Origin of the sequence: Streptococcus suis (assembly GCF_002960425.1) — a bacterium.
In the GTDB taxonomy this organism is placed as follows: domain Bacteria; phylum Bacillota; class Bacilli; order Lactobacillales; family Streptococcaceae; genus Streptococcus; species Streptococcus suis_S.
Genome location: NZ_POIZ01000061.1, coordinates 1 through 20,872 on the forward strand (window position 1 = coordinate 1; position 20,872 = coordinate 20,872).

Below are 20,872 nucleotides of genomic sequence, written 5' to 3' on the forward strand. Positions count from 1 at the left end.
GAAGCCTTTTTATATTGTACAAATAGCCACGATTCTGGCAAAAAGACCGACTATCAGACCAATAAACAGAAAAAGACAAACGCCTCTTAAGTGTTTGTCTTCAATCTGAAACTCCATAAAATATGGAGTTTTATTTTAACTTTTAGATATTATAAGGACTGATTATCGGCTATGGAGAAAAAAATCATTTCTCATTCAAACAATTATTTGTACCACGAATTTTTATTGAGTATATTTTATACTATGCTATCCATTTTTGTTTCGCTTGCAGTGTCTATATTTTGGAATATCACATGGTATCATTATGTTTTGGTGTTTATTTGCTCAATTTCTTGCATAAATCTAATAAGAGAATTTTTCCTCAATAAAACTTGGTATATTACTGTTGAAAAAAATAAAATAATCTGTTCTTACGGAACTATATTAAAAATAGAAAAAGTGGTACTCCTATCCAAAGTATACAGTTTTGAAATAAAAGAAAATTTCCTCTCCAGTAAACTAGATTGTTATAATATTGCTTTGAAAACTTTAGATTCTGAATTTGAAATTAAAGGAATCGCTCATGGCGATTTACAGGCCATTGTACAGCATATAGAAAAACTGTCTTAATGAAAAAAATATTACTACTACTTAAATACATATATGATTTCACAAAAGCGATGATAGCTAATTACAGCTTTTTGCTATTTTTTAACAACGAACTAGCTACTAAATTTTTTATTTTTTCAACTATAATAAGTGCTTCATTTTTGATTTACAGAATCATCTACTATTCGAACTATTTTAATTTTGAGTTCACCACAAATTATTTAATAGTAAAAAAAGGAATCTTTCTCAAGAAAATATATAAAGTAAGATACTCCAAGATACTTGGTTATGAATTTCACCAGAATCTTCTTTTTAGATTTTTTCAAATTTATCAGGTTCAAATTTTTTTCCCTGATACCGGTGATAATAAATCAATTACTCTCCCCATTTTGAATAACGAAGAAAAAAATTATTTGTCCAATAAACTTCTAATTACTGATGAAGAAACCAGCAACAATGAACCAAATGTTGACAATTTATACCCAGTAATTCCTTTACCAATTTATAAAATTGTTCTTTCTGCTTTTATTAGCTCAAACTATCTTTACATTTATACAATTTATTGGACTATTTCTGAAATTCTTCAATACTTAGATATCCATTTTGATAAATATTTATTTATTTTTTATTATTCTAACCCACTATATGTCTCCTTTTTTATATTAATTATAATACTATCACTGACTAGTATTGCCAAACAAATATGGGACTATATCAATTTTAAAGTTTATAATACTGAACATTCATTAATCATTTCAAACGGGATATTTCAAAAAAATCTTATAGAAATAAATAAAATAGATATTAGCTATCTTGTCCTAAAGCAGTCTTTAGGACAAGCAGTTTTTAAGATTTGTTCCTTACATGCTGGTATCTTTAACGTTAAATCTGATTCAAAAAATAAAATTAATACTTTATTCCCCCACCAGTCTATAAATAATTTTTCTAATGATTTATTAAATATCTTGCCAACTTTCGATATAGAAGACCTCCCAATAAAAAAACTTTTAAAATTCCCAGTATATGAAGTAGTTTGCTCGTTAGTCCCTCTTATTTTTATCTATACAATCGTACAATTGCATTTTTCTATCATTTCATTTGCAACCGAAATAATTATGTATATTTTTTATACCTTCCTTCTTGAATGTAAATTTGCCAAATTTGAAGAAAGAGAAAACTATATAATAATCAAAAGAGGATTGTTGTTAAAAAAAATTTTCATCACTGATAAAAGTCACCTAGAATGGGAAATAAAGTACCAATTTTATAACTATTTGACTATTAGAAAATTGGGAATTAAACTGCAAAAATTTAAAAAGTTATACTTTTTAATGCTAAAAAATAAATAGAATTATAGACTTCCTACTATATAAAAAAAACAAATACAGTAGTTCATTCTGGCTCTATTATTCAATGGATTGGATACTAGCACACCAAACTCATCTCGCATTAATCGCCTTCATGGTCCGCTTAATATCGCGGTCTTGCTCACGGCGTTTAATTGACTCCCGCTTATCGTAATCGTGCTTCCCTTTGGCAAGCCCAATCAAGACCTTGGCAAAGCCGTCCTTGATATAGACCTTGAGCGGCACCAGGGTCATCCCCGTTCCCTTGACCTCATTCCCCAAATCCGCAATCTGCTTCTTCCGCAAGAGCAGCTTGCGGGTCCGCGTCGGCTCTTGGTTCCAGATATTGCCCTCATCGTAGGGAGCGATATGAACATTGACCAACCAAGCCTCGCCCTGCTTGATCTGGGCAAAGCCGTCCTTAAGGTTGATCCGCCCCGCACGAATCGACTTAATCTCCGTCCCCGTCAGGACCATCCCCGCCTCCACTGTATCGACAATGGTATAGTCGTGGCGGGCTTTTTTATTCTGTGCAATCACATTGCCCTCACCCTTGGCCATGCCTATCTCCTTTTCTTCTTGTTCTTTTTAGCCACTTCTTTGTAAAATGGTTTCTTTTTCTTGTCTTTTTTGCCACTTTTTGACTTGTGGTCTTTCCCAGACTTGTGACGTCCGCTGTCGCGACCAGCAGCTTCTTGTTTGTGGTGCTTGCCCCGTCCTCTCCCTGACCGATCATCACGGTCACGGTTGGAATGACTGGCTGTTCTCCGCTTGGCTTTCAAAGCCTTTTCTACGATATCCAGCTCGGACGGCACGTGGGCAAAATCGATTTCCCCTGTCATCTTGTCCGCCCGCGTTAGCTTGATACGGATTGGCTGACCGACACGGAAGACCCGACCAGATTTCTCACCCTGCAAGGTCAGAGTCCGCTCGTGGAACTGGTAGTACTCGTTGAGGTTGGTGACATGGATCAGGCCTTCAACCGTATTTGGCAACTCGACAAAGAGCCCAAACTTGACCACGCTAGACACGACACCGTCAAACTCTTGCCCAACAAATTCTTGCATGAACTCTGCCTTCTTCATGGCTTCAACTTCCCGCTCTGCCTCAATAGCACGGCGTTCTAAACTGGACGAAGACTTGGCAAGCTCAGGAATGATCTGCTCAAAATGCTCTGCTTTTTCCGCAGGATTGTGACCATATTCCCGTACCATACGGTGAACCAGCAGGTCAGGATAGCGGCGGATAGGACTGGTGAAGTGGGTGTAAAACTCCGCACCCAGTCCATAGTGGCCGTGGTTGTGCTCCGAGTAGCGTGCCTGCTGCATGGAACGGAGCAACATCATGTTGAGGACATCCGCATAGGGTTCATCCTTGACCCGCTCCATAAGGTCCTGAAGGGCGTCCTGGCTGATAGAGCTGGCTGTTCCATAGACCGTCAGACCAAAGCTGGTCGCATAGTCGATGAACTTCTGCAGCTTGTCCGACTTAGGCTCCTCGTGGATCCGATAGATGAAAGGCAGGTCCTGCTTGGCAAAATGCTCAGCAACGCACTCATTGGCCGCCAGCATGAAGGACTCAATCATACGCTCGGCAATGCCTCGCTGGCGCAGTTGAATATCGACTGGCAGACCATCCTTGTTGACGATGATTTTAGCTTCAGCTGTATCAAAGTTGAGAGCCCCACGCTTGTAGCGCATGGTTTCCAGGGTTTCATGGAGTTTGACCATGAGCTCAACACTTGGCACGATTGCCTTGTATTTGTCCAACTTTTCCTGATTGCCCGCAATCATATCATTGACATCGGAATAGGTCATGCGGAAGGTGGTTTTGATGACCGTCTGGCCAATCCAGTGCTTGACTACCTTGCCCTTACGGTCAATTTCCATAATAGCCGACTGGGTCAAACGATCCACATTTGGATTAAGGGAACAAATGCCATTTGACAAACGTTCTGGTAGCATTGGCACCACACGGTCGGTCACATAGACAGAGGTCCCACGCTTGACAGCTTCCTGGTCCAAGGCAGAACCTTCGGTCACATAATAGCTGACATCAGCGATATGGACACCCAGTTCCAGATTGCCATTCTTGAGCTGCTTGATATGGACCGCATCATCCAAGTCCTTGGCATCCGCACCGTCAATGGTGAAGATGATTTCATCTCGCAGGTCCAAGCGTCCTTCAAAGTCCTGTTCTGACGGACTTTCTGGCACTCGATTGGCCTCCGCCAAGACTTCATCAGGGAATTCCGACACGATGTCCATGGATTCCAAAACTTCCAAGACATCGATCCCCACATCGTCCTTGTGGCCCACCACGTCCCGAATGGTCGCAACAAAGTGGTCCCGTTTCTTGTTGGGATAGGCTTCAATATCGACTTTGAGGATTTCCGTTCCGGTCAATACCAGAGGTGACTTCTTGATGTAAATCTTCTGAGCGATTTTCTGATTTTTAGACTTGATGTAGCCTGCATATTCTGGCTTGTCTTCGTCAAAGACAATCAATCCCACCGCAGTTTTCAGGCTATGTTCTAAAATATCAATGACTTCCGCTTCCGCAGCCGTCCCCTTGAGCCTGTCCGCTACTTTCTTGATCGCCACTTCCACTCGGTCGCCCTCAATAGCGAAGTTGACATCATCACGGCTGACAAAGAGATCATCTTCCTCCTCGTCAATGGTCACAAAACCAAAGCCTGACTTATGGGCACGGAAAATGCCCTGCAAGGTCACCTTGTTTTTGGAGATTTTTGGAGCTGGAAGAGCGATTCGACCTGCTTGGTCAAAGACAAGTTGACGGCTACCTTCCATGCTAGAAACCAGCTTGACCAAGTCTGTAAAACCTTTTGCAGAACTGGCTCCAAACTGATCTGCCAGCTGGTCCATGGTCACAGGACCAACTTCTTTAATATAGTTAATAATTTCGTTTTTCATGTTGTATTTACCAGAGTGCTAGTTAAGAATCTAGCACTATTTCTCTTAGTGTGCGTTATATCCAGACGCAGTGGTTGATTGCTCCAACAATCAAATGATTGTTGGAGGTGGGAAATAGGATTTGCAAAGCAAATCTCAATAGTTCGCGTATAACGCTCCGAACCATACCTATTCAACTTATGCGGGGGTGGAGTAAAATAGTCCAGTGGAGTGAAACAGTTTTGGGAACTGTTTCAGCTGGTCACCTAAAAATAAGAAAGTGACCATAAAAGCCCGAACCAATCAATACGAAAGTGAGGGGAACTCCTTTGCATTTGTCGAGTTCTGGCCCACTCCCAAAAAAATAGACCAAGAACAAGTCCCAGTCTGATTTATCTATTTACTTGAAATGATAACAAGTGCGAGTGCATCCAACATCCATAGGAAAATAAGGATAGCTGTAATGCGTTGCATGACCGCTTCAAAACCACGCGCCTTTGTACGCTCAAACAAGGCACCGCTCGTTGAGTCAAAAACGTTGCTAGATTGGTTCTTGGCTGGTTGGATAAAAATCACTGCAATCAAAATAACAGATAAAATCAACAGAACAGTTAACAATAGTTGATACATATTTTTTTCACTTTCTACAATAACTTTTATCATTGTACCATAAAACCTACTTGGTTTCAAGATGAAGGGTCACTTTTCTCTCTTTTGGACAGTATTTTAGGACCTCTATCTTATCTGGATGGGTCTTGGCATTCTTACTCGTCAGATAATTCTTACTGCCACATTCTGAACATTGCAAATTGATTTTTACTCTCACGAAACATCCCTTACTTTCAAGTAATTTCTAAAATTGGTCAAGGACCACAATAAATTGAACAATACTAAGCCACTGGACAAGTAAAAGACCCAGTCATAGCCCATATTTGCAGCAACTGCAGACCCCAGCATAGGACCGATAACAGACCCCATATTGTTGAAAATCTGGTTATAGGAAAATATCCTTGAAATCCCTTCTTTAGGCGTCAGCTTTGTCAAAAGGGAATTGACCGAAGGCAATAGGGCCCCTGTTCCAAATCCATAGAGGAACCGCAAAAGACCAAGTTGGAAAGGATTTTGAGCAAAGACGCAGAGAACATTGATCAACAGACTATAAAACAAGGCCAACAACAACAGTCGATGATTACCAATCTTATCTCCCAATTTACCAAGATAACCCGATGTTACCAATGAAGCCATGCCAGGCAGGGAGATGATAAAACCAGCCACAAAGAGCAGGTTATCCGACTGTCCCAAATGGCGCACATAAAGGGTCAGAATCGGCACCACAGCCTGAGCCGCTGCGATGATGACCATCGAGGTCACAAAAAGCCCCACCAACATCTGCCTATCTTTGACCTGTGCAAAGACCTCTGAAATGGTCAGTTGGTCTTCTTTCTTCAAAGGTTTAAAGTCCTCTCGAATTTGGAAAATGGTCAGCACTACAACCAAGGCATAGAGAAGCCCAACAAGGAGAAAAACAGCATGAACCCCAACCAACTCGGCTAGAAAGCCACCAAGGGTTGGTCCAATCAAGTTTCCAGCAACAGCACCCGTTGACAAGGTCCCCAGAGCATAGCCTGTCTTGTCCTTAGGTACCTGACTGGCAATCAAGGCCGTGGCATTGGGGATGTAGCCTGTAAACATCCCGTTCAGGACCCGCAGAACAATCAGCCAAAAAACATTGGGCACAAAGGCCATACCACCCATGGTAAAAATCATGGCAAAGGCTGCTCTTACCATCATGGGCTTGCGACCATAGCGGTCTGCCAAACTTCCCCAGATTGGTGCCATGACTGCAGCTGCCAAGGCATTGGCCGACACCGCCAACCCTGCATAGTATTCCACCTGGCCCGCTCCCACTCCCAACTCCTCTACGAAGACCGAGATAAAGGGCATGACCAGGGTAAAACTGACACCCGTCAAAAAGTTGCCCAACCAGGCTACCTTCAAATTTCGCTGCCAATAATGACTAGCCTCGTCCATCTTTCATTTCCTCCAAAAGTGCGGCAACCTGACCCAAAGTCGCCTCAACCGCTCCGCTATTGTCAATCACCACCTGGGCTTGCGACCGTTTTTCCTCTAAAGAAAGCTGCGCAGTCAGACGATTTTCCGCATCTTGAACGGACAAGTTATTGCGTTTCATGAGCCGTTCCAACTGCTGCGCTCTATCGACATAGACCAGCCAGACTTCATCCACTTCCCCGCTATAATCCGCCTCGTAGAGCAGGGGGATATCCATGAAAATCACTGGTTCGGTCTGCTTGAGGGCATCCCTTCTAGCTAACAATTCTTGCCTGATAATCTGGTCCTGCAAGACAGATAAACGAGCTCGCAGATTGCTATCCGCAAAAACAGCCTGACCTAGCTTTGCCCTATCTAGACTGCCATCAGCTGTCAGGATAGCTTCCCCAAACTCAGCAATTAAGACCTGATAGAGTTTTCTACCCTTGGCCTGCAATTCATGCACGACCGCATCCGCATCGATGACTGAATAGCCCTGTTCTCGCAGAAAGGCTGTAACCGTTGATTTTCCTGAAGCGATACCGCCTGTTAAACCGATAACTTTAGCCATGTCTCACCTGACACTGAGGACAGAAATGTGTCCCCCGACCGCCCAGCTGGATTTTGACAATCTCTGTCTGGCAACGGGGACAGGCCTGCCCTGTCTTTCCATAAACTTGTAAATAATCCTGCATGGTCCCGTCCATACCCAAGGCATTCTTATAGGTCCGAATGGTTGAGCCACCTTTTTCTATACCCAGTTGCAGAACTTCTATGGTGGCTTGACGGAGGTCTGCCACCTGCTCTGCCGATAGCTGATTACTTGCTTGAGCAGGATGAACTTGTGCTCTAAACAGAACCTCATCGACATAGATATTGCCCAAACCAGCCACCAAAGACTGGTCCAAAAGATGTGACTTAATAGGCTTTTTCGACTTGGCTAATTTTATCGAAAATTCTTCTAAGTCAAAATCTACCTCCGTCGGCTCAGGACCGATTTTTCGACTGATAAAATAGGCATCTACATCTGCCTTGCCCAGCAACTCCATGGTGCCAAACTTGCGGACATCCTGGTAAACCAAGGTCGAGCCATCTGAAAAAGTAAAAAAGGCATGGAAATGCTTGTTGGCAGGCACCTTATCAGGAAAGAAATTATACTTACCTTCCATCCGCAAGTGGGAAATGAGGACATGGTCCGTCAGGTAAATCAAGAGATACTTGCCACGCCGATCCACATCTAAAATCTCTTGACCAATCAAGTCCTGACAGAAGGCATCCACTCCAGTCTTAATCATAGGGGCATAGGTCACCTCTACCTTCTTGATGACCTTTCCCTTGACCAACCGATTCAAACCACGACGAACCGTCTCAACCTCAGGCAATTCGGGCATACTAAGATACTAAGCCGTTAAGCGACGCAAAGAAAAATAGAAACCTGACCGACGGTGCGTCGACACCTAGGTCACGGTTGTCTTTTTTCAAAGGGTCGTAGGCGTGTTCAATTCCATCACCTAACCGGCTTTCCTTTCTGAATAATGATAACAAGATAAAAGGAGAGCGACGCTGTGTGACTTGCACACAAGAAGCTCTATCTATTTTCCGAGCTTTTAGCTCGGCTTCAAGTACGCTAACACTCGTCCTTTCTAACAAAATTACAAAGCAAATAGAAACCTGACCGACGGTGCGTCGACACCTAGGTCACGGTTGTGATTTTCAAAGAGGCCTAGGCGTGTTCAATTACAACACCTAATCGGCTTTCCTTTCTAAACTAAATTTTTGATTGATAACCTGTTAATCACTAGTCAAATCTAGAACATAGTGAACTGTTCGACTAACTTCTCGGAAGCCATGTTTGATATGAAAGTTCTGGCTCAGTAGATTGTCTAGTTCCGCATCAGACCCTAGTTGGCATACATCTCGGCTTTTAGCCCAACCCTCTGCAAAATTTAACAGTTCTTCCGCAATCCCTTGATTACGATAATTCGGACTAATAAAAATTCCTTCTAAATAGGCAACTGGACCCGCCTGACATCCTTCTACATAGTCGCGGCGAAGCGACAAACTAATCCACGCTATCGGCTCCTCACTTTGAGAGTAATACAAAAACTCAAAAGGAAACTCATTATTTGAAAATTTTTCTATCAAAACTTGCTCTTTTGTCTGCCAAACCTGACTTGCAAAAGTAGCCCAGACAGAAAGAGTCTGTTCATTAACTGCTCTAATCGTCATAATATCTCACCGTAACGACGGAAAACACCACAAAAGTGGTGCTTCACGCTTGAAATTGATTCATTTCTATTCTGGTGAGACAAGTCACACCAGGCTACCTCGCTCTCTAGTTTTCAAGCTCGGGTTTTCACATGGTCACTTTCACATTTCTAGGTGACCTGCTGAAACAGTCTATTCCTAGACTGTTTCACTCCCCCAGAATTGCCTAGGCGACTTACTAGTTTCTCTCATCATTATGGTCGAATGATGTGAGAAACGTCGAACACGTCCCCCGGACATTGTACCGCCTCTTTCTTGTTTTTAGGTCGGCGGGCTACAACAGTCTAGTAGACTGTTGTAGGTTAGAAAAGAGAACTTGCGAGCAAGTTTTCTATAGAGCCTATCCCCAACCTTCCTCGCTCTCTAGTTTTCAAGCTCAGGTTAATAAGGTTCCCCGAACCTTATTAATACTCTTTCTCATTATATCCAAAATCGGCGAGGTCGAGTTTTTTGTCACGCCAGTTTTTCTTGACCTTGACCCAGGTTTCAAGGAAGACCTTGTCGCCTAGCATCAGTTCAATATCACGACGGGCCATGGAGCCGATTTTCTTGAGCATGGCTCCTTGCTTGCCGATGATGATACCTTTCTGGCTATCCCGCTCTACCATAATCGTCGCTCGGATATGGACCTTGTCGGTAAATTCATCACGTTTCATGGACTCGATGACAACGGCAACAGAGTGCGGAATTTCCTCACGGGTCAGGTGCAAAACCTTCTCCCGAATCATCTCAGATACCAAAAAACGTTCTGGATGGTCAGTAATTTGGTCCGCAGGGAAATATTGGAAACCTTCATCTAGATTTTCTTTAAGAATTTCCATGAGTCGGTTAACATTGTTGCCTTGGGTAGCAGAAATTGGCACAATTTCCTTGAAGTCCATCTGATGACGGAAGTCATCAATCTGCTCAAGCAACTGGTCTGGATGGACCTTGTCAATCTTGTTAACCACTAAAATGACTGGAACCTTGGCCTGTTTAAGACGTTCCATAATCATGTCGTCACCCTTGCCTCGTTTTTCATCGGCTGGCACCATAAAGAGGACAGTATCCACTTCACGCAGGGTGCTATAAGCAGATTCCACCATAAAGTCACCCAAGGCCGTCTTAGGCTTGTGGATTCCTGGTGTGTCAATGAAGACAATCTGCTCTTCTTCTGTCGTATAAATCCCCATAATCTTATTACGGGTGGTTTGAGCCTTATCGCTCATGATGGCAATTTTCTGCCCCATTACATAGTTGAGAAAGGTTGATTTCCCAACGTTTGGACGACCTAAAATCGCCACAAAACCTGACTTAAATGTCATGTATTCTCCTTAACTTCTAAAAAATAAAGTCCCAAATTTTCGGCACAAAGATAATCAGTCCTGTCAACAGGGCAAAACCTGACACAAACAAGACTGCTCCTGCTGCCATGTCTTTTGCATTCTTGGCTAATAGATGGAAATGATAGTCTGACGCCAAATCCACTACACTCTCGATAGCTGAGTTCATGATTTCAAAAGCAATAACCAGGCTGATACTGAGCAAGAGGAAGAGCCATTCCGTCACAGATACTTGGAAAATCAGTCCTGCCACTACAACAAGAATAGCAGAAGCCAGGTGCTTCTTCATATTGCGTTCTTCCTTGAAAGCCGTCAAAAGCCCAGACATAGCAAAGTCCAAGCTGGCCATCAATTCCCTATTTTTCCATCGATTTTTTGAATTATTCTCTTGTAAGTCCATAAGCTGTCAAAATTTCTTCTTGTAAACCAAACATTTCTGCTTCTTCTTCTGGCGTATAATGGTCATAGCCATTGATATGCAGAAATCCGTGTACAGCCAAAAAGCCCATTTCGCGCTCGTAGCTATGGCCATAATCATCAGCCTGCTCACGCGCCTTATCGATGGAAATATACAATTCGCCAATATAGGCATCAAAATCTTCCATCATTTCAGCCAGTTCTGGATTGTCCAGCAAGTCTTCCTCATCAAAGACAATTTCTGACTCTGGCTTATACTCTAGGCTGACAACATCAGTGGGACGGTCAATTCCTCTGTATTCCAAATTGACCTCATGGACGCGCGCATTGTCCACAAAAGTCACAGTCATTTCCTTATTCTGCTTGCCGATTTTTTCAGCCGCAAACTGGAGCAATTCTGTAATCTGCTCCTGCATTTGAGCAGATACCTGCCCAGTTTCATCAATCATTTCTATATACATAATACTACGTTCCCTTTTACAGTTCCATTATAACACAAAACCTATCAATGAGGAGTTTTTAGTGGTATAATATCCTCAGAAGCTATCAAAGGAATGGAAAATGTTACAAACACCTAAGCATATTACGGCCATTATAGAGGCCCATTTGGACCAGATGACAAAACTTGAGAAGCAGATTGCCAGCTACTTTACCCAGCTAGATCCTGCTAGTGCTGATCTCAGTCTAGAAAATACCACTCAAACTCTGCATATTTCACCGTCTGCTCTGACCAGATTCGCTAAAAAATGTGGTTTTTCTGGCTACAGAGAATTTGTTTTTGCATTTCAGAATAACCAAGAATACCTGGACCATCATTTTGAAAAATTGCAGCGCAGCTTAACAAAAAAAGTCTTGGTAGACTATGAAGAAATCCTAACTGCTACCAATAAACTGGTAGATGAGGAAAAATTAGAAGAGATTGCCAAACTGATTGACAGCAGCAAGCGTGTCTATTTCTATGGTATCGGTAGTTCTGGCCTGGTAGCCATGGAAATCAAGTCTCGTTTTATGCGGCTGGGGGTTGTCTGCGATGCCATTACAGATAAAAACAATCTCATCTGGACAACTAATATTTTGGATACTAGCTGCCTGGTTATCGGCCTTTCTTTGTCTGGACAAACCGAGGAAGTCATGGAACACTTACTTCTTGCGAGTCAAAAAGGAATACCAACTGCCCTGCTGACTACCAAAGTATCTCCTCAACCAACTTTTGACCAAATCATTCCAGTTGCCTCTGTCCGACACCTTAACTATGGCAACCGTATTTCACCTCAAATTCCCCTCCTCATCATGCTTGATGTTATCTACGCCTATTTTTTGGCCATCGACAAGGAGAGAAAAGAAAGTATTTTCAAACAAACCATCAAGGAATAGTTCAAGAAAGCACTACTGGATTTCAAGTAGTGCTTTTCTGATTTAGTTATCCAAAAAACTTGTCCCGATTAAATAATCATAGACATAATCATTAACCTTTACATGCATGGCATCGTGGGCATATTCTGGTAAGATTTTCATTTCTTTTTCAACTTCCAGTCGATTGTAGATAGCAAACTGGGTTGATGGTGGGCAGACCCCATCTTCTAAGCCCGTCACCATGGCTACTGGGCATGAAATCAGATGGGACAGATTTTTTACGTCAATATAGGATAGGTTTCGCAGAACCTCTTCTTCCCGTTCGTGAAATGGATCCGAAAATTTGAAATAGCGGAACAGTTCGTCATAGGCTTCGCTATTGTTGCCCAATTCTAAAATTCGTTTGAAATCAGATAGGAATGGATAGATGGCTACCGTTTTACTGATGTGGGGACTGAGAGCAGTAGCTACCAAAGCCAAGGCGCCTCCCTGTGAGGCACCGTAAGACACCAAGCGCTTCTGATCAACAAAGTCCAAGCTGGCAATGATCTCAATCAACTGATAAACATCCAGATAGACATCCTTATAAAACAAGTGTTCTGGTCCTTGAAGCATCCCTCGAATAACCTGCCCCTTGACAGTGAGACCATCAAATTGCCCCAAATCCTGAGAACGCCCTGCCTGCCCACGGACATCCATAGCAACCACACCATAGCCAGCCGCTAAAAATTTTAAATTCTCAGACCAGTCTGGACCTTGGCCTTGGTAACCATGAAAATAAAAGAGGACAGGAACTGGTTGGTCAGACTGGGGAAAGAGGCACTTGGCAAATACCTTAGAGCCATTTGTGCCTGTAAAGGTTAGTTCGTAGCAAGCTACATAAGGCAAGCCACATTCTTTTTCAAGTAATACATGGTCTGCTAGACCTGTCAACTGATTTTTTTCATTCTGCCAGAAGGCATCAAAATCTGCAGGAACTTCCTGCCGACCACGATAGGTCAGCATATCCTGCAAGGTCATATTATCAATCATCATTCAACCTCTCTACAACTAGAAAAAAGACAGAAAGCTTCCAAATCTAAAGGAGAAGAGAAAGGGAAGGAAGCTCTCCATCTTATTGTATGTAGTCTTTTAGTTTGCTTTTAGTACTAGGCAACGAGCTGCAGGCTGTACTGAAGTACGGCAAAGCGAGTTAACGAAGTAATAAAAGATAAACTAAACGACTATATTATAGTAGCCCCTGCTTTTGTTGGAAATGATAAAAGGCCCCCAGCATACCAGCTGCATTCTCATGCTCTGCAAAGGCTAGCTTGGTCTTGTCTGCTAGACTTGAAACCAGATTTGCCTTAATGGCTGCCTGGATTTTCTCAAAGAGATAATCCTTTTGCGCCATAATACCACCACCAAGAATAACCACTTCTGGATTGGCTACATAGCAGATGTTGGCAATGCCTTGACCGAGATAGTTGACCATGCGGTCAATAGCCGCGATACAATGGGCATCTCCTGCCTTGGCTTCTTGGAAAATCTTATAGCCGTTCCAGTCTGCCGGTTCCTGACCATGCAGGCGCGCCACTTCTTGGACAAGAGCCGTCGTTGATGCCAGGTCTTGGAAGGCACCATCAGAAAGATGGAGATAGCCAACCTCACAGGCTGAATTGCTGAAGCCGTGGAAGATTTGACCGTCCACCAGCAAGCAGCCACCAATGCCCGTTCCAATAGTCAAGCAAATGGAAATTCGACTACCTTGACCAGCGCCTGAAATCCCTTCTGCCAACCCTGCACAGTTAACATCATTTTCAATCTCACAAGGAAGTCCGAAACTTGTTTCAATTTCAGACTTGAATTGGGTTCCAGCATAATTTGGAATCTGCGGCCCCGAATAGAAAATCTCTCCCTTGTCAGGATCGACCATCCCTGCTGAAGAAATGGCTACACCTGAAAGTGGGGATTGGGCATGAAAGTCTGCTACTAGCTGTTTGACTGTCGCAAGGATATGGGGACCGCCCTTGTGAGCTTCCGTATCCATCTTGTAACTTTCTAGTATCTGACCTGCTGCATCTAGGCGGCCATATTTAATCTGGGTTCCGCCGATATCAATAGCAAGATAGGTTTTCATAGACACCTCCTAGGCACCAAATCTTTCCTTGGCATCGCGAATTAACTGGGCTGCTTCTTGAGCAATGGAAAGGTCCGCCTCTGTCAGGGCCGTTAGAGGTTCCCGAACAGAGCCAATGTCCAAGCCATCATTGATACGGATAACTTCCTTGATGACAGCATACATATGCCCATGACCTGACACCAATTTTCCAATGATGGTATTGATGGTTGCCTGTAATTGACGGGCTGTTTCCAAGTCCTTGTCAGCAATCAACTGATTGAGTCGTAGGAAGAGTTCTGGCATGGCACCATAGGTACCACCAATTCCTCCCTTCGCCCCCATGAGGCGACCGCCGAGAAATTGCTCATCTGGACCATTGAAGACCACATAATCTTCACCGCCTAAACTAACAAAGGTATCAATATCCTGAACTGGCATAGAGGAATTCTTCACTCCTACCACTCGTGGATTTTTCAACATTTCCTTGTACAGACTAGGCGTCAAAGCCACACCTGCCAGTTGCGGAATGTTGTAGATGATGAAATCTGTATTTGGTGCAGCTGCACTAATGCCGTTCCAGTAAGCTACGATGCTGTACTCAGGCAAACGGAAATAGATTGGTGGAATAGCTGCAATGGCATCGACACCCAATTCTTCCGAATGACGCGCGAGTTCCACACTGTCTTTCAAATTGTTGCAGGCCACATGGTTGATGATGGTCAATTTGCCCTTGGCAACCTCCATAACCGCTTCAAGAATTTGCTTGCGGTCTGCCACACTTTGGTAAATGCATTCGCCAGACGAACCATTGACATAAAGCCCTTGAACACCCTTGTCAATGAAATACTGAACCAGAGCTTTTACACGCTCTGAACTAATGTCACCAGCCTCATCATAACAGGCATAAAAGGCTGGAATAATTCCATGATATTTCGATAAATCTTTCATTCTAATTCCTTTTTAACGATTGTAATCTTGAGCCAAATTCTCTAATAAATAGAAAGGATAGGCCAGCATAGGCAAAAAATAGGAAACTCACCAGACCAATCAAGAGAGTGAGGTCTGAATAGAAGAGGACAGCAACCAAGAGGAGCAAGACCAGGCTGACCAGAAAAGTCAGAGACAACATAGTCCCAAGGTAGAAAATCCCTTGCAAAAACAAGTCTTTTAAGTGGAGCTGAAAACGACTAGCTAGCGGATAAATATAAACCCAGAGCAGCTGGCTAAAGAGCAAGATAGCAATGCAACTTGCACGGAAACTATCAAAGACTAGACCAGCCTGCCCCCAGATTAGATAGAGGTCCAAAAGACAACATGTCGTTAGCCCAATTTCTACCAGTGACAAGACTAGACCCCGTTTCCACTGGCGACGTAAATGCCCCCAATAGGTCGACCAGACCTTGATTTTCCCCTCTTCATGCATGTCCCATAAACTAGCTTGAAGGGCTAGTTTGGCAACTCCCAAGGTAAAAAGAGGGAGACTGGCCAAAACAGTTAAGCCATTTAAGAGCATTAAATCGAAGATTTTTTCTACCAGTTGCCAGGCTGGATGATTGCCATCAAACAGGGACTGAACCAGTGTTCTACCACCTTTTCCTTTCATCCTCTTCTTCCCCTTTCTATTTTATTGAGAATTAGAACTTGTATTCATAAGTGAAGTGCTTATCTATAAGAGAGCAGTTTTCGCTCATCAAGGCAGTTTTTTTGAGAGAATACTGATTGTATCTTGAAAAAACTAGCCTTAGATGGAAGTGCTGAACTGTGAATACAGGTTCTTAGTCATCTAATAAGACTTTAAAGACACACTTGCGGACAGTCTTGGCATCACCTGCCCATTGGCTTGGCTGATGAACTTCCCCGGGTAGGAAAATAGCAAAGTAATTACCATCTAGTAGACAATCCACCCATTTTTCACTGGGAACAAAACCGATATCACCTGCCTGGTCAAATTCAGCATCCTCTCCAACCAGACGGCAACCGTAGGAAATTTGTTCCTGACCACTGATGACAAAATGAATATCTGCATACGAGCGGTGGTATTCAAATTCCTCCTTAAACTCCTCAGAGAGGGTGTTTTCTTGTAGGAAATAATAAACATCCTGGCCTGCAACGTCATACTTACCTAGCTCTTGCTCTCGAAAATATCCCTTTTCCAGAACAGCCAAGGCAAGATCCAAGTTAGGATGCAGGCCCTTATAGTGCCTAACATTTTCAATATGATCGTAAATCATGCATCTTTCTCCATGAAAAGCTGGATAACTTATCCCTTAACTGCTCCCATAGTAATACCCTGTGTAAAGGATTTTTGGAAGACAAGGAAGACGGTAACGATTGGAACAGCAGCCATTGCGGCACCTGCCATGATGACACCATAGTTGGTTGCCATCTCAGCCTGCATAGTCGCAACACCCAGCGAAATAGTCAAATTCTGCCGTGAAGTCAACATAACCAACTGCATGAAGTAGTCGTTCCAGGAGTTGATGAAGGTGAAGATGGCCAAGGCAGCAAAACCAGGTTTTACGATTGGGAAGGCAACATTCCAGAAGGTGGATACTTCACCACAACCGTCAATCTTAGCAGATTCTAAGAGCTCGGTTGGAATGTTTTCTGAGAATTGTTTCATCAAGAAAACACCGAACGGCCAACCAACAAGTGGCAGGATAACCGCAGCTAGGGTATCGTGAATGCCCATGAAGTTGATAATCCGAACAAGGGGCACAAGAACAACCTGTTTTGGCAAAGCCATGGCTGCGATAAAGATAGAGAACAAAATCCGCTGACCGTAGAAACGTTTCTTAGCCAAGACATAACCTGCTAGGGAGGAAGTCATACAAACCAAAATCATGGTCGCCAAGGAAATGAAGACAGAGTTCCATAGCCATTGCAAGGCTGGGTTCTGTACTGTCAACTTGGTAAAGTTTTCCAAGGTTGGCTGGGTTGGCCACCACTGAGGTGGAATGACAATGGTATGAGGCTGTGACTTAAAGGCCCCTGTCATAATCCAGTAGAAAGGAAAGATGAAAAGGATAGTCAACAAGAGCAAAATAATGGTTGAAATAACACCAAAAGGCGTAATGTTTTTCTTTTTCATGGTCTCCTCCTTTCTAGTATTCCACATCATTACCCAAAATCTTGAATTGGGCAAAGGAAATCAAGGCAATCATGACTGCTAGGAAAACACCCATGGTATTTGCATAACCATATTCAGACAACTTAAAGGCCTTTTCGTACAAGTAGTACATGAGGGTCGAAGTCGAATAGTTTGGGCCACCTGAAGTCAAGAGCTGAATGAGGGCAAAACATTGGAAAGAGTTAATGGTTGTAATAACTGCAATATAAAGAGTTGTTGGCAAGAGGCTTGGCCATTTGATTTGCCAGAAAACCTGATGCTCATTGGCACCATCCACACGCGCAGCCTCTACCAAGGAATTATCAATATTACCTAAAGCTGCAATGTAGAGGATAATCGGCTGACCAACTGAAGTTGTCAAAAGGATAATGATAATGGCTAACAAGGCCCATTGCTTATCTCCCAGCCAACTGATGTTTTGCTCGATGATTCCACCAGATTTCAGAACAAAGTTTAAAATACCTGATAGTGGATCGTAAATCCATTTCCAAACGACCGTAACAGCAACCGAACCCGTTACAACAGGTAGGAAGAAGACCGCACGGTAGAAAGAGCGAGCGATGACATTCTTTTCATAGGTCTGTGAAGCCACAAAGACTGAAAAGAAGACAACGACTGGCACTGACCCAACCACGATAATCAACGTGTTAATCAAAGATTTGATAAAAATCGGATCATTAAACATCCGTACATAGTTATCCAGACCAACAAAGGTAAAATCTGTCATAGTGTAGTTGAAGAAACTGGTGACAAATCCCATAATCATTGGAGCTAGTACAAAAATAGTGAAGAAAATGAGAATAGGAGCTAAGAATGTATAGGATACAATGGTCTCCCGCATTCTAATCTTATTTATCTGCACCGAGAACACCTCAATTCTATTCGTAATCATTCTCAATGAAAATCAAAATACCTACTGAAAAAATAGTTGTTGATTTTCATAAAGTATGAAAGGAATGGCTCCCTTTCCATATCTATTGAATAGCTGACAGAGAAAAGGAGCCTCATTCAATTCATTTATTTAATGGTTGCGTTTGCTTGCTCAGTGAATTCTTTCAAAGCTGGTTCTGCTTCTTTTTCGCCATTGGATACAGCTTGAAGCATTGGGAACCAAAGAGTTCTCATTTCAGCAAAACCGTCAATCGTGTTGTAGTATGGAGAGTAGTATTGAGTCCACTTATCAATCATAGCCATGCGTTCATCATCATAAAGGGCACCAAATGATGTACGAACTGGGAATGCTCCTGTACGAACAACGTTCTTAGGACCCCATTCTTTATCATCTGCGATGAACTGGATGAATTTCTTAGCTGCTGCTACGCGTGCTTCGTCACCATTATTGAAGACTGCAAAGCCGTTTACAAGGTACTCAAGAGCTGCTTTACCATCTTCAGATGGGAATGGTACTTCAAGTACTTCTACTTTAGAAGCTTCTAGCAACTGTCCTTGGATACCGTTTTGAGCAGGACCCCAAAGGATAGTGTAAGATGTTTGACCGTTTGCAAAGTTTTGGATGTCATCGCCACCTGCATATTGTGAACCATTCATCATGTAGCCGTCTTTAATCCAGCCAGCTGCCTTATCCAAGGCTTTGATCATTTGTTCTGAGTCAGTTGTATATTTGGTCACACCTTCGTCAGTGATGCTTCCGCTGTAGAGGTTTGCCAAGAAGGCACGAGTACCTTGGTCACCACCCTGACCGTTAGAGAAGAGGGAACCTGGGTTGTAGCCTTTATCTTTCAAGGCTTTGATCACTTTTTCAAAGTCGTCAGTAGTCCAGCCGTCTTTGACAAGATCAAGCACACCTGCGTCTTTCAACATGGCTTTGTTAAAGGCCATGTAGAATGGAGCAGAGCTGAGTGGGTACATATAAGCTGTATCACCAGCCTTAGATGCTTGGATAATGTTGTCATTGTTGACATCTTTGACAAACTCATCTGTAAAGAGGTCGTTCAATTCAGCCAATTTGCCATTTTTTCCGTAGGTAATGATACGACCTGGCGCATCAAAGAGAACGTCTGGAGCAGTACCTGCTTCGATAGCAGTTGTGATTTTTTCTGGCCCAGATGTAAAGTCGATGGTTTCGAGTTTTACAGTAATGTCTGGGTTTGCTTCTTCAAAGGCAGCAATAATTTTTTGCTCATAGGTACCAACACCGTCTTCTGTGTTTTCTTGAGTGAAGACTGGGAAGGCCCACCAAGTGATTTCTGTCTTACCAGAAGCACTAGAATCAGCTGTCTTCTCAGCAGTTGTATTACTACTACCACCACTACATGCTGCAAGTGACAAAACTGCCACACCAGCTAACAATGAATGTATGATTTTCTTCATCATTCTTCTCCTTTTTTATTGATTACCCAATGGGTGTTTAGTGAACCATGTAACTATTTTTCATGCAAAGCCTTGATAAACCGCTCTGCAATTTCCTTCGGACGAGTAATAGCCCCGCCAACTACGATACCTGCCACACCTAAATCATGAATAGTTTTGACTTGATGTGGGTAATGGATTTTACCTTCTGCAATCACATCAATCCCTGCACGACAGAGGCGGTCAACCAGCTCAATATCTGGACCATCTTCCTGTCGGCTGTAAGAAGTATAGCCGGAAAGTGTTGTCCCAACAAAATCAATACCTGCTTCGTGGGCTGCCACACCTTCTTCATAGGTAGAAATATCTGCCATGAAGAGCTGCTGTGGATATTTTTCCTTGATTTGCTTGATGAAGTCAGCTATGGCCAGACCATCGTAGCGCTCGCGTTTGGTACAATCCAAAGCGATAACCGCAATGTCTAGGGCTGCTAGCTCGTCAACCTCTCTCATCGTTGCTGTAATGAAGGGTTCTTGAGGAGGATAGTCTCTCTTGATAATTCCGATAATTGGTAAATCGGTTACTTCCTTGATTTCTTTTATATCTCGAACACTGTTTGCTCGAATACCTACAGCACCTGCCTCCTGAGCGGCTTTGACCAGAAGGGGCATAACCCCACCCTCTTCTCTATATAAAGGCTCTCCTGGTAAAGCTTGACAGGAAATAATAATGCCATCTTTAATCTGTTCTTTTAAAACGTCTTTACTGATGTGAACCATCAATATCTCCTTTCTATTACCGGATCCGAGTTAGCGCTTACATTATCATTATACAATATATTGACATCTTTTCAATAGACTGTTACATTTAAATTTTAATTTCTATCTTGAGAAAGAAATTAGGCGTTTCTGAAACTACTTTCAATTTTCTAACTTTTTTATAAAAATAGTTTTACTTGCTCCAAATCATGACCACCCGTCAAACGGGTGGTTTGAACAAGGGCTATAAGCCCACATCACCAGCCAGCGCCTAAAGACGCTGGCTTTCACTTTGTTCAAGCCTCACTGCTTTTGACT

23 protein-coding genes are annotated in these 20,872 nt (G+C 42.9%); 3 read left to right on the plus strand and 20 right to left on the minus strand.

Annotated elements, in window-relative coordinates; genetic code table 11:
• Positions 1 to 243: 243 nt before the first annotated feature.
• The gene (locus tag C1G57_RS08600; protein WP_153045617.1) at positions 244 to 609 is read left to right on the plus strand and encodes a hypothetical protein; all 366 of its coding nucleotides are present in this window, start codon (positions 244 to 246) and stop codon (positions 607 to 609) included.
• Positions 609 to 1,937: a PH domain-containing protein gene (locus C1G57_RS08605; protein ID WP_043026189.1), complete on the plus strand. Its 1,329-nt coding sequence runs from the start codon at positions 609 to 611 to the stop codon at positions 1,935 to 1,937. The genes C1G57_RS08600 and C1G57_RS08605 overlap by 1 nt, the downstream gene beginning before the upstream one ends.
• 90 nt (positions 1,938 to 2,027) lie before the next feature.
• Here C1G57_RS08605 and smpB read toward each other — a convergent pair whose 3' ends face one another.
• The 11 genes from smpB to ybeY form a co-directional block, all read right to left on the minus strand.
• Positions 2,028 to 2,495: an SsrA-binding protein SmpB gene (smpB, locus tag C1G57_RS08610; RefSeq protein WP_105114569.1), complete on the minus strand. Its 468-nt coding sequence runs from the start codon at positions 2,493 to 2,495 to the stop codon at positions 2,028 to 2,030.
• Between the two features lie 2 nt (positions 2,496 to 2,497).
• On the minus strand, positions 2,498 to 4,867 hold the full coding sequence (rnr, locus tag C1G57_RS08615; RefSeq protein WP_105114570.1) for a ribonuclease R: 2,370 nt from the start codon (positions 4,865 to 4,867) through the stop codon (positions 2,498 to 2,500).
• A gap of 375 nt (positions 4,868 to 5,242) precedes the next feature.
• Entirely contained in the window at positions 5,243 to 5,476 is a 234-nt protein-coding gene (secG, locus tag C1G57_RS08620) for a preprotein translocase subunit SecG (protein WP_105114571.1), read from the minus strand.
• A gap of 46 nt (positions 5,477 to 5,522) precedes the next feature.
• The gene (gene rpmG, locus C1G57_RS08625) at positions 5,523 to 5,672 is read right to left on the minus strand and encodes a 50S ribosomal protein L33 (RefSeq protein WP_012775228.1); all 150 of its coding nucleotides are present in this window, start codon (positions 5,670 to 5,672) and stop codon (positions 5,523 to 5,525) included.
• The gene (locus C1G57_RS08630; RefSeq protein WP_105114572.1) at positions 5,669 to 6,877 is read right to left on the minus strand and encodes a multidrug efflux MFS transporter; all 1,209 of its coding nucleotides are present in this window, start codon (positions 6,875 to 6,877) and stop codon (positions 5,669 to 5,671) included. The genes rpmG and C1G57_RS08630 overlap by 4 nt, the downstream gene beginning before the upstream one ends.
• Positions 6,864 to 7,466, minus strand: coding sequence for a dephospho-CoA kinase (gene coaE / locus C1G57_RS08635; protein ID WP_105114573.1), 603 nt, complete (start codon positions 7,464 to 7,466; stop codon positions 6,864 to 6,866). Before coaE ends, C1G57_RS08630 begins: the two co-directional genes overlap by 14 nt.
• The gene (gene mutM / locus C1G57_RS08640) at positions 7,459 to 8,286 is read right to left on the minus strand and encodes a DNA-formamidopyrimidine glycosylase (RefSeq protein WP_105114574.1); all 828 of its coding nucleotides are present in this window, start codon (positions 8,284 to 8,286) and stop codon (positions 7,459 to 7,461) included. Before mutM ends, coaE begins: the two co-directional genes overlap by 8 nt.
• Before the next feature lie 400 nt (positions 8,287 to 8,686).
• A complete protein-coding gene (locus tag C1G57_RS08645; RefSeq protein ID WP_105114575.1) occupies positions 8,687 to 9,124 on the minus strand; it encodes a GNAT family N-acetyltransferase in 438 nt (145 codons plus the stop codon).
• A gap of 443 nt (positions 9,125 to 9,567) precedes the next feature.
• On the minus strand, positions 9,568 to 10,467 hold the full coding sequence (gene era / locus C1G57_RS08650; protein ID WP_014637640.1) for a GTPase Era: 900 nt from the start codon (positions 10,465 to 10,467) through the stop codon (positions 9,568 to 9,570).
• Between the two features lie 16 nt (positions 10,468 to 10,483).
• The gene (locus C1G57_RS08655) at positions 10,484 to 10,885 is read right to left on the minus strand and encodes a diacylglycerol kinase family protein (protein WP_105114576.1); all 402 of its coding nucleotides are present in this window, start codon (positions 10,883 to 10,885) and stop codon (positions 10,484 to 10,486) included.
• A complete protein-coding gene (ybeY, locus tag C1G57_RS08660) occupies positions 10,866 to 11,363 on the minus strand; it encodes an rRNA maturation RNase YbeY (protein WP_105114577.1) in 498 nt (165 codons plus the stop codon). Before ybeY ends, C1G57_RS08655 begins: the two co-directional genes overlap by 20 nt.
• Positions 11,364 to 11,463: 100 nt before the next feature.
• On the opposite strand from ybeY, the gene C1G57_RS08665 reads away from it, so the two are divergent.
• The gene (locus tag C1G57_RS08665) at positions 11,464 to 12,276 is read left to right on the plus strand and encodes a MurR/RpiR family transcriptional regulator (RefSeq protein WP_105114578.1); all 813 of its coding nucleotides are present in this window, start codon (positions 11,464 to 11,466) and stop codon (positions 12,274 to 12,276) included.
• A gap of 42 nt (positions 12,277 to 12,318) precedes the next feature.
• On the opposite strand, the gene C1G57_RS08670 is transcribed toward C1G57_RS08665, so the two are convergent.
• From C1G57_RS08670 to C1G57_RS08710, 9 genes are all read right to left on the minus strand, one after another.
• The gene (locus tag C1G57_RS08670) at positions 12,319 to 13,287 is read right to left on the minus strand and encodes an alpha/beta fold hydrolase (protein ID WP_105114587.1); all 969 of its coding nucleotides are present in this window, start codon (positions 13,285 to 13,287) and stop codon (positions 12,319 to 12,321) included.
• Positions 13,288 to 13,483: 196 nt separating this feature from the next.
• Positions 13,484 to 14,374, minus strand: a complete 891-nt coding sequence (locus tag C1G57_RS08675; RefSeq protein ID WP_105114579.1) for an ROK family protein — start codon at positions 14,372 to 14,374, stop codon at positions 13,484 to 13,486.
• A gap of 9 nt (positions 14,375 to 14,383) precedes the next feature.
• Entirely contained in the window at positions 14,384 to 15,304 is a 921-nt protein-coding gene (locus C1G57_RS08680; protein ID WP_105114580.1) for a dihydrodipicolinate synthase family protein, read from the minus strand.
• A gap of 1 nt (position 15,305) precedes the next feature.
• Positions 15,306 to 15,959: a YesL family protein gene (locus tag C1G57_RS08685; protein ID WP_105114581.1), complete on the minus strand. Its 654-nt coding sequence runs from the start codon at positions 15,957 to 15,959 to the stop codon at positions 15,306 to 15,308.
• A 172-nt stretch (positions 15,960 to 16,131) separates the two neighbouring features.
• Entirely contained in the window at positions 16,132 to 16,587 is a 456-nt protein-coding gene (locus C1G57_RS08690; RefSeq protein ID WP_105114582.1) for a YhcH/YjgK/YiaL family protein, read from the minus strand.
• A gap of 29 nt (positions 16,588 to 16,616) precedes the next feature.
• Positions 16,617 to 17,447 carry a carbohydrate ABC transporter permease gene (locus C1G57_RS08695; RefSeq protein ID WP_105114583.1) on the minus strand — a complete coding sequence of 277 codons (831 nt, stop codon included), beginning with the start codon at positions 17,445 to 17,447 and terminating at the stop codon, positions 16,617 to 16,619.
• A 13-nt stretch (positions 17,448 to 17,460) separates the two neighbouring features.
• On the minus strand, positions 17,461 to 18,348 hold the full coding sequence (locus C1G57_RS08700) for a carbohydrate ABC transporter permease (RefSeq protein WP_105114584.1): 888 nt from the start codon (positions 18,346 to 18,348) through the stop codon (positions 17,461 to 17,463).
• A gap of 155 nt (positions 18,349 to 18,503) precedes the next feature.
• Positions 18,504 to 19,817 carry an ABC transporter substrate-binding protein gene (locus C1G57_RS08705; protein WP_105114585.1) on the minus strand — a complete coding sequence of 438 codons (1,314 nt, stop codon included), beginning with the start codon at positions 19,815 to 19,817 and terminating at the stop codon, positions 18,504 to 18,506.
• Between the two features lie 53 nt (positions 19,818 to 19,870).
• Complete coding sequence (locus tag C1G57_RS08710) at positions 19,871 to 20,575, minus strand: N-acetylmannosamine-6-phosphate 2-epimerase (RefSeq protein ID WP_105114586.1); 705 nt, start codon at positions 20,573 to 20,575, stop codon at positions 19,871 to 19,873.
• Positions 20,576 to 20,872: the final 297 nt, after the last annotated feature.